This is a genomic window from Streptomyces sp. NPDC046881 (assembly GCF_040645015.1).
GTDB lineage: Bacteria > Actinomycetota > Actinomycetes > Streptomycetales > Streptomycetaceae > Streptomyces.
The window spans coordinates 99,739-107,741 of sequence record NZ_JBEYXJ010000014.1 but is presented as its reverse complement, the minus strand read 5'-3'; the positions used below and the strand labels follow the sequence as shown (position 1 = coordinate 107,741).

The 8,003-nt window shown below is 75.5% G+C and carries 6 protein-coding genes (1 of these 6 running past the window's edge); 4 read left to right on the top strand and 2 right to left on the bottom strand.

All coding sequences use genetic code 11. The features are described from left to right. On the bottom strand, positions 1–2,563 hold the 5' portion of the coding sequence (locus ABZ923_RS10270) for a protein kinase (RefSeq protein ID WP_361469284.1). Its footprint begins 1,736 nt before the window's first position; only the first 2,563 of its 4,299 coding nucleotides appear in the window; the start codon lies at positions 2,561–2,563; the stop codon falls past the left edge of the window. Positions 2,564–2,730: 167 nt separating this feature from the next. Between ABZ923_RS10270 and ABZ923_RS10265 the strand changes: the two genes are divergently transcribed. After that, a complete protein-coding gene (locus tag ABZ923_RS10265) occupies positions 2,731–3,897 on the top strand; it encodes a macro domain-containing protein (protein WP_361469282.1) in 1,167 nt (388 codons plus the stop codon). Here ABZ923_RS10265 and ABZ923_RS10260 read toward each other — a convergent pair. Then, on the bottom strand, positions 3,872–4,549 hold the full coding sequence (locus ABZ923_RS10260) for a 4Fe-4S single cluster domain-containing protein (protein WP_361469280.1): 678 nt from the start codon (positions 4,547–4,549) through the stop codon (positions 3,872–3,874). The genes ABZ923_RS10265 and ABZ923_RS10260 overlap by 26 nt on opposite strands. A 239-nt stretch (positions 4,550–4,788) precedes the next feature. Between ABZ923_RS10260 and ABZ923_RS10255 the strand changes: the two genes are divergently transcribed. From ABZ923_RS10255 to ABZ923_RS10245, 3 genes are all read left to right on the top strand, one after another. Beyond that, the gene (locus tag ABZ923_RS10255) at positions 4,789–5,469 is read left to right on the top strand and encodes a hypothetical protein (protein WP_361469278.1); all 681 of its coding nucleotides are present in this window, start codon (positions 4,789–4,791) and stop codon (positions 5,467–5,469) included. A gap of 125 nt (positions 5,470–5,594) precedes the next feature. Further along, positions 5,595–6,359: a hypothetical protein gene (locus ABZ923_RS10250; RefSeq protein WP_361469276.1), complete on the top strand. Its 765-nt coding sequence runs from the start codon at positions 5,595–5,597 to the stop codon at positions 6,357–6,359. Beyond that, on the top strand, positions 6,334–7,941 hold the full coding sequence (locus tag ABZ923_RS10245) for a hypothetical protein (protein ID WP_361469274.1): 1,608 nt from the start codon (positions 6,334–6,336) through the stop codon (positions 7,939–7,941). The genes ABZ923_RS10250 and ABZ923_RS10245 overlap by 26 nt, the downstream gene beginning before the upstream one ends. Positions 7,942–8,003: the final 62 nt, after the last annotated feature.

Genomic DNA, 8,003 nt, shown 5'->3' with positions numbered 1-8,003 from the left:
CGCGGGGGGGTGGGGGCCACCCCCACACCAGACATCTGTTGTTCTGGGCTGGGGGGGGCGCCGCCCCCGGCGCCCGCCCCCCCCCCGCCCGCCGCACCCGGCCCCAGCACTCCCCGGCCCGCCGCAGCGGCCCCTGCCGCACCCGGCGCCACCGCTCCCCGGCCCGCCGCAGCGGCCCCTGCCGCACCCGGCGCCACCACTCCGCGGCCCGTCCGCGAGCCGTCTGCCACAGGCGGTGCCACGCGTCGCGGGCCAGGCGCACGGGTCCGCGCCGGTCGTGCGGGCCGGACCGCCAGGGCCGGCCGCGGCGGCGGGCCTCGCGCCGTGCGCGGTGTTCGCGCCGCAGGCGCCGCCAGGCCCAGCCGCGGCGGAGGCTCCAGGCGGCGACGGCGACCGCGGAGGCGAGCGGCCACAGCCACGGCACCACGGCGAGCGCGTAGATGCCGAGGACGCCGGCGAGGACGAGCAGCGCCGCCCCGGCCCAGCGGCCGGCGCGGGTCCGGGCCAGCCGGCCGGGCCGCTCCCCGCTGCGGATCAGCAGGCCCGCGAGCGACCACGTGGGGTGGTAGAACGGCGGTCCGATGTACACGGCGGTCCACAGCTCGACCACGAACACGAACGCGGCGGCGGGCAGCGCGAGCAGCCAGCCCGTGACGACCGCCTCCTGGGAGGCGCGGCCGAAGACGTCCGCGAGGCCGATGACGAACGTCCAGGGCGCGGTGACGAGGACGGCGCCGAGCAGCGCCCAGCCCAGCGTGGGCAGGCGGTCCAGCCGGCGCAGCACGGTCCTGAGGCCGTCCTGGTCCGCCGCGAGCAGCCGCGCGTACTCCTCCTCGGCCCGGTGGCGCCGCAGTTCCTGTGCGTCCTGCATCGCGCGGTCGCCGAGCAGCAGGGCGGCGACCAGGCGCAGTTCGTCGTCCGGTACGGAGAGCAGCGCGTCGAACCACGGGACGGGTTCCGGGAACCCGGCGCGCAGCCCCAGCAGCAGGGTGGTGAGCCGCTCCCGGGTGCGGTCCGGTTCGCGGGCCAGTTGCAGCAGCCAGGCGTCCACCGCCACGGTGTGTCGGAGGGCGGCCCGGTCCCGGCGGTCGCGGCGCAGCTCCTGGACGGTGGGCGCCCACCGGGCGCGCAGGACCCGCCAGGCGCGGTCCGTCTCGTCCAGTCCGTGGCCGCCGGGCCGCTGGGCGAGTCCGGTCAGCACCTCGGGATGGGCGGCCAGGTGCCGGAGCAGCGCCACCGCGTCGGCGTGTCCGTCGCGGGCGCCCTGGCACAGCCGGCGCATGTTGCGCGCGTCCAGGGGGGCTCCGTGCCAGGTGACGTCCAGGGCGGGGCCGAGCCAGTTGAGCAGTTCCACGACCACCCCGGTGGGCGGCGGCTGTGCCAGCTTCTCGCGCAGGCCGGCGAGCCGGTCCAGTTCCCCGGGGCTGCGGTCGCCGACGGTCTCGAACTGGCCGAGCCACTCGACCAGCCGGGCCCGGTCCGTGTCGTCGGCCAGCATGCGCGCCGCCGACACGTGGTTCCGGTCCAGGTGCAGGGCGAGCCCCTCGGTCCCGGTGAACTCCTGTCCCATGAAGGGGAACGGGTCGATCGCGGGGCGGGTGGGGTCGTCGGGGAAGATCCGCCCGTCGGTGCGCGGGGCGACGTCGGGGTTCTTGTCGTCCAGCCATGCCCGTACCTCCTTCGCCTGCCAGCGGTCCTCGGGGGCCCGGGTCAGCAGGCCCTCGCAGAGCAGGCGGGTGCGCCGGTGCGCGATGCCGCCGACGTCGGGGTCGTGCGTGGCGATCTCCGCGACCACCTCCTCGTCCCGGCGGAACTCCACGGGGTGTCTGCCGAGCGCCAGTTGGGCGACGATCATGCCGACCGACCACCAGTCGCCGGCCTCGGAGACGGTCTGCCACCGCGATCCGGCCTCGGGGGCGAGGTAGAGGGGCTTGCCGCGCCAGTCGGTGCGCAACTCCAGGGCCTCGTCGGGCCGGTGGACGGCGGCGCCGAAGTCGACGAGGACGAGCTCGGCCCGGTCACCGCGGCGCGTGGGCACCATGATGTTGTCGGGGGTGATGTCCCGGTGGACGACGCCCCGTTCGTGCAGCGCGGTGACGGCGTCGCAGAGCTGCTGCACCACGGCTTTGACGGCTTCGGGCGGCAGGCCGTCGGGGTGGTCCTCGTGGTACTTCTCCAGGGTCTCCTCGCCGTGCGACCAGTACAGGTGCCAGGGGTGTCCGTGGGCGGTGCCGGTCTCCAGGAGCCGTTCCACCCGGGGAGCCGGACCCTCGGCGAGTTCGCGCAGCTCCCGTTCCACCGCCGGGTCGGGGGCGTGCAGCCGGTGGTACCACTTGAGGACCAGGGGTATCTCCGCGGCGCAGTGACGGGCCGTCAGGTCGCGGACGCGCAGGACGACGGCCCCGGCGGGCTGCAGGGCCGCGCGGAGCACGGCGACGAGTACGAATCGGTCGGCCAGTTCGGGAGGCACCTCGGCGCGGACCGGGCGGGTCTCCGTGCGTCTGGCATTCGTGAAACCCCCGTCGTCGGGGTCGATGAATCGAGTGGGCGGCGTGGTCGTCATGTACCGGCCTTCCGGGAAACGCGCTGGGTGAACCGGGGGGCCACAATGCGAAGGGAACCGGCCCGGTGCGCGGGCCGCGGGACGAAGAACATATCCCGATTCCCTTCCCGCGAACGGGAGTTTCCCGGATCTTCAGTGAATCCCCGGCCGGGGCTACGATGCGCATCATGTGCCCCCTGCCCCCGCACGAAAGTCTCGTCGCCGAACTCAGGGAACTGAGGCGGCGCGGTCTGCCCGGGTTGCGCCACTGCACCCGGGACGCGCTGCGCTCGGCCGCCGTCGCGGCCGGCCTGTGCACCGGGCCCGACGACGAACAGACCGGCATCGAGGAACTGCTGGGCGCGGCGGTGCGGCGGCTGGCCGGCGGGCACCCGGTGCGCGACGACGACTCCTGCGATCCGCTGGCCCGGGCCGCCGCCCACTCCTTCGGGATCTTCGCCGCGCGCCGCGGGGTGCCCGGCACCGACCGGCGCAAGGCGGCGGCGGGGGTCTACGGCGTGACCACCGAACGGTTCCGCAAGAGCCAGGAGCACGACGTGATCGCCGAACTGGCGGCCGCTGTCCTGGCCGTCGCCCGGGAGGCGGTCACCGGTGCGGGCGCCGCCCGACGGATCGGTGCGGCGGGCGGGCCGGGGACACCGGTGGCCGCCGCGCCGCCCGGCGCCGGGGTCCCGGCGCGGCGCCGGGGTGCCCGGCCGGTCGCCGCGGCGCCGGTGGCGCCGGCGGGCCGGATCACCGTCCGGGTCTGCGCGATCGAGGACGTGCGGGACGTGGACGTCCTGGTCTCCTCGGAGAACACCTACCTGGAGATGTCCAAGACCTTCCGGCCCACGGTCTCCGGGGCGCTGCGCCGGGCCGCGGCCCTGCGGGACGCCTCGGGCGAGATCGTGGACGACGTGCTGTCCCGGGAACTGGGCGTGTGGCTGCGCACGCACGGCAGGACGGGCATGCCCGTGCGGCCGGGCACGGTCGTCGCCACCTCGTCCGGCGCGCTGGCCGCCCACGGGGTACGGCGCATCCACCACGCGGCGATCGCCACCCCGGTCGGGGACGGCGACCGCTACCACGTGTCCCCCGCCGTGCTCGGCGAGGTCGTGCGTACGTCCTTCGAACTGGCCCGCCACGAGAGCGAGTTCCTCTCTCTGCCGATGTCCTCGATCTGCTTCCCGCTGCTCGGGTCCGGCCGGGGCGGACTGCCCGTCGAGACGGTGGCCCGCCGGCTGCTCGACGCGCTCCGGGCCGAGCTGCGCCGCGACCCGTCCTGGTCGGTGCTGCTGGTCACCCCGGAGGAGAGCCACGCCCGCCTCGTCACGGCCGCCAGCTCCGCCCCGTGAAGCGCACTCCGCCCTCCCCCAGCCGCCGCTCCAGCTCGGTGAGTTCACCGCGCAGCGGGACGCCGTAGAACCGCACCTCGCCGTTCCCGGCGGGGCCGGTCTGCAGCCGCGGGCCCGGTGCCTCCCGGGTCAGGTACGGAAGGTAGCGGGCGGTGCCGAGCGGGGTCAGCGGGACGATCCGCTGGTTGGCCGAGCCCCGCCAGGCCAGCCGGGTGGGCTCCGCCACCCGGAACCGGCCGGTGATCACCGCGTCGGCTCCGTCGAGGGCGCCGCGCCGCTCCGGCGTCAGCTCCTCGGGCTCGTACCCCGTGTAGACCAGCAGGTCGGCGGGGTGGGGCCCGGCGCTCCCCACGCGGCGCCGGGCCCCGTCCCGCAGGCGGGCCGCTCCGGCGAGGAGTTCGGCGAGCGCCGCCGCCTGCTGCAGGGGCTCGCCGCCGCTGACCGTGAGGCCGTCCGCGCCGTCGGCGAGGGCCCGCCGCCACAGCGCGAGCACCTGCGCGACCGTCGTGGACGTCCCGGCCGCCGGGTCCCAGGTGTGCCGGGACATGCATCCGGGGCAGGCCAGGGAGCACCCCTGGAACCAGACGCCGAGCCGTTTTCCCGGGCCCAGTGTTTCCAACGGGTAGTGCGTCCCGTCGAGGCGCAATTCCACGGCATCTCCTCCTCGCACCGGCTTGGAGTATCCAGTGCGCCGAGCGCCGCCCGCAATTGCCGAAAGGTTTCTTTCCGGCTCTGCGCCGGGCGGGTTCCGGTTGTTTTCCGGAAACGCCACAAGGAATGATCGGTTCCTCTCAAAACACGTGTCCCCCGGGGGGTTTTACTCCGCTACTCTCTCCCCATCGCGGCGCCTTCCCACCCGGACCGCCCGCGACGAATGGGGGCACTTCGAAAATGATCAACAAAGCTCGAATAAATGTCCGGGTCCGGCGGCCGGGAATCCGGCGCCTCTCCTCGGCACGCGCCCGGTTCCACGGCCGCCGGGACGCGGCCGGTCTCCGGGAGTTCCTGACGGACGCGGCCGCGGGCGGCACACCGGACGACGACGGCCTGCCGCCCTACATCCTGGGGCTGCGCGCACAGGTGCGGCGCGGTACCGCACGGCTGCGTTCGCGCACCCTCGCCGCGCACCGCGCACTGCACGTGCGGATCCAGGCGGAGTCGGTGCGCGTGGTGACGCAGTACACCGTGCGCGGCGAGCCGGCGCCGGCCGCGCTCGCCCGGTTCGGGCAGATGGTCGGGGAGTGGCGCGCGGCCGCCTCCGTCTGCCGGCAGCAGGCCCAGCAACTCGCCGACGAGGCCAACCAGTTGATGGCCGGCTACTGGGACGCCGCCTGGACCCGCACCCAGCGCGACGGCCACGTCGGCGGGACCCGGCCCACCGGCTGGCTGCCCGGCGAGATCACCCTGGACCGCACCTGGGCGCACCTGGACGACGGCCTGCTGAGCGACCGCTGGTACGCCCCGGACCGGGCCGGGCGGGACACCGACCCGTCGGCCGTCGCGCAGGCGCTGCACATCCTCGACCACCAGGCGGCACGCGGCGGCGCCCCGAGCGGCGTCCGCGGGCGATGACCGCCTCGCGGCCGCACGCCGTGCGCTCCCCGTCCCCCGGCGTGCCCCACTCCGGCTCGCCGTACCCCGGTTCCCCGGCGCCCGTTCCCCGTCCGCCGCTCCCAGGAAGGCCAAGGACCGTCATCGTGCATCACTCGGCCCGGACCGCCCGCCGGTCCCCCGTCCGCGCCGCCCGCCGGCTCGCCGTCGTCGTCCCGCTGGTGTGCTCGCTCGCCGCGCTCGTGTCCTGCAGCAAGCAGGAGGAGGCCCTCACCACGCCCTGCGGGGTGGTCGTCGACGGTTCGGGGTCGGCCGCCGCCGTGAAGCAGGGATTCGACTCGGAGTCCAAACTCAAGGACAGCCTGGTCGAGTTCCTCACCGACCAGAAGTGCGGAACCGTGGACTTCGCGCCCATCACGCGTTCCTCGCGCAGCTCCTCCTGCCGGCAGGGCCGGGTGGACCTCGACCCGCCGCACGACGCGAACACCGACCAGAAGGTGCAGCGCGCGGCCGCCCGGAATGACGCGGCCGTCGCGGCGCTCGCCGAACTCAAGTGTGCGCGCGGACAGAACGGTTCGGACGTGTGGGGGGCCCTGGCCCGCATCGGGGAGGGCGTCCGCCACGACGGCGGGACGGCGAAGCTGCTCGTGGTGAGCGACTTCGACCAGTCCGACCCGGAGTTCGTGCTCTCCCACCAGGACCTGACGACCGAGGCCAAGCGGACGAAGGTCATCGACTCGCTGGTGAAGCAGCGGGGACTGCCCGGCATCAAGGGGATGGACGTGTTCCCCGTCGGGCTCGGCATGCAGTACTCGGCGAAACCCAGCGAGGCCGACGACTTCGAGTCCTTCTGGGTGGAAGCGCTCGAAGGGAGGGCCAAGGCCCGTGTCGACACCCAGTACAAGCACTGACATCCCCGAGCCGCGCCGCCGGCGGCTCGCCCGCGCCCTGCCGCTCCCGGGACGGAGCGCACAGCGGACCGCGCGGCCCGGGGCCGGCCCGGGCACCACCGGGCTCGCCGGCCGCCGCCCGCTGGTCCTCGACGACAGGGCCGAGGGCGGCCTGCTCGTCGAGGCCCGCAAGAGGGGCCGGCAGGCGGGCCGCAAACGCACGCTGGACCCGTGGGTGCTGGCCGGCGGCGACCGGCTGCCCTACTTCGCCGAGCTGGCCTCCGTACGGGACACCGTGATCCACCGGATCGAGGAGGAGCTGAACCTCGCGGAGGAGGCGGCCCGGCTGCAGGACGCGCAGGCAGCCACCGCCGTGACCGCGGGCGAGGCCGAGACCCGGCTGCTGGACGAGCGGCTCACGGAGGCCGGCCGGGACATCGAGGCGGCCCGCAGCCAGCTCAACCTCCTCGCGCTCCGCTCCTCGCGCTGGCTGCGTTTCCGGGACCGGCTGCGCGAACGGGTCGAGGAACGCTGGCTGCGGGCCCGCTTCCCGGACGCCGCCGCGCCGCCGCCCGGACGCACCGCGGACCCGGACGGCACCGGCCTCCCGGAGGACGGGCCCGGGCGGCCGGCCGGCAAGCAGGAGGGCGCGGACCCGGGCGACGACTGGCAGTCGGTGTCCACCGCGGGCACCGCCCCGGACGACACCTCGCCCGCCGCGCTGCGGGAGGAGTACCGCGCCGCTCGGCGGGAGACCGCCGCCATCGGCTCGGGCGAGGGCTGGGAGGGGCTGGCCACCCGACCGGGACTGCCCCGCTGGCTGACCCTGACCCTGCTGGCCGTCATCATGGCCGTCGAGGTACCGGTGTACTGGGTCGCCTACCAGCCCTTCCACGGGGTCGGCAGCACCAGCGGCGACGCCCTGTCCGGGACGCTCGCGGTGTCGTCCGCCGTCGTCATGCTGATCCTGCCGCACCTGGCGGGGCACATGCTGCGGTGGCGTTCGGCGACCGGGTCGCCGCGCAACGGCTGGCTGCCGGCCCTGTCGCTGCTCGGCGTGTGGGGTGGCCTGACCTGGGTGCTGGGCACGCTGCGCGCCAGGTTCGTGATGCAGCACGACACTCCGGCGCCCGCCGCCGGGCAGGCCTCGGGCTTCCGCGGGCTGGGCGGTTCGTCCGCGGGCACCTCGACCCTGGTGGACCGGCTGCACCTGTCGTCCCAGACGGTGACCTGGCTGTTCTGCGCGCTGCTGCTGCTCTCGGGCGGTGTCGGCTTCCTGCTCGGCCTGTTCCGGGAGCACCCGTTCCTGGACGCCTACCGTACGGCGGTCGAACGGCGTGCGGAGCTGCAGGGGCGGCGCGAGGAGAACGTCGCCGCCATCGAGCGGGCGCGGGCCGCGCAGGATACGGCGGAGGACCGCCAGCAGGACCGCAGGGAGGCCGCGAACGAGCGGATCGCCGCGGCCCGCCAGCTGTACGAGGCCGCCGCCCACGAGTATCTCGACGGGGTGATGGCGGCCTCGCGGGACACCGCCGTCACCGAGTCGGCGATGCGCCTGTCGCGGAACTGGCCGCTGCTGCCGGCCCCCGTGCGGGACCGCTGACGGCAGGCGGTACGCCGGAACCGGTACTGCCCCGGTCCCCCGAGGGGGGTCCGGGGCAGCCG